This is a genomic window from Ruminococcus sp. 1001136sp1_2201st1_G3_2201SCRN_220225 (assembly GCF_040924365.1).
In the GTDB taxonomy this organism is placed as follows: domain Bacteria; phylum Bacillota; class Clostridia; order Lachnospirales; family Lachnospiraceae; genus Blautia_A; species Blautia_A faecis.
Map to the genome: position 1 here is coordinate 1 of NZ_JBCOME010000141.1, position 1,034 is coordinate 1,034.

Here is a 1,034-nt window from a genome sequence, read left to right on the forward strand (position 1 = left end):
CCATAGGAACCGGCTACTAAATCTACATTGTGGAATACAAATGGGATTTCTCCGCAGTGCCATAAGTTTACACCACCGTCAAGTGGAGACTCATAGGATACAAGATAGTTGTAGTTTTTGTTATCTCCGGATTCCAGTCTCTTTGCCAGTGTGCCGAAGTCTCCTGTTCGGTTGGATACATAATAAGCATCGCAAGCGCTCTTTTCCGGATATGCCTTCAAGAATGCTTCTTTTACCGCTTCCGCTTTATCACCATATTTTTCAGTTAATTTTGCGTCTACTTCTTCATCAGTCCAGGAGTTTTTGTTGGTTTCATTTGGATCCAGAGCAGTCCAGCAGTTCATTTCTCCAAATACAGAACCTACCATAACCGGAACATCATTTGTCCAATCCAGGAAATCAGTATGAAGATAATCTTCATCGAGAACAGGACTCCAGCCCACAGAAGTTCCCAGTTCCTCGCCTACCTGTTTCTGTGCTTCCGTTGCAGCCGCATCGAGAGTATCATAAGGAACCTCTTTTAACTGTTCAACCTCATTGTCTGAAATTCCTAAAATTTCAAGGGTTTTTGCAGTTACTTTTTTTGCAATATCCTGGTCAATATGACCTTCACCACCACTCTGTACTACCGCCTGATCGAATAATCCTTCTGCTTCAGAGGTAGCGAACATATTGAGAACCTTGCAGCCGCCGCCGGACTGTCCGAAAATAGTTACGTTGTCAGGATCACCGCCGAAGTTAGCAATGTTTTCTTTTACCCACTTTAAGGATGCAACTAAATCTGCTGTGCCGCAGTTACCGGAATACTGATAATCCTCGCCATAATCGGAAAGATCCATGTAACCAAGTACGTTTAAACGATGGTTTACAGTTACCACAACCACATCACCATATTCGCTGAGATTCTTTCCATCATATGCAACACCTTCAATAGAGGAGCCGTTGTAGAATCCACCGCCGTGGAACCATACCATAACCGGCTTCTTTGCATTGGTATCCAGATCCTGTGTCCAGACATTCAGATTCTGGCAATT

1 protein-coding gene is annotated in these 1,034 nt (G+C 43.6%); it reads right to left on the bottom strand.

The window, feature by feature from the left end:
• Positions 1–1,034, bottom strand: a 1,034-nt coding sequence (locus AB5642_RS20290; protein ID WP_368371967.1) for a carboxylesterase family protein, incomplete at both ends; no start/stop codon positions are given.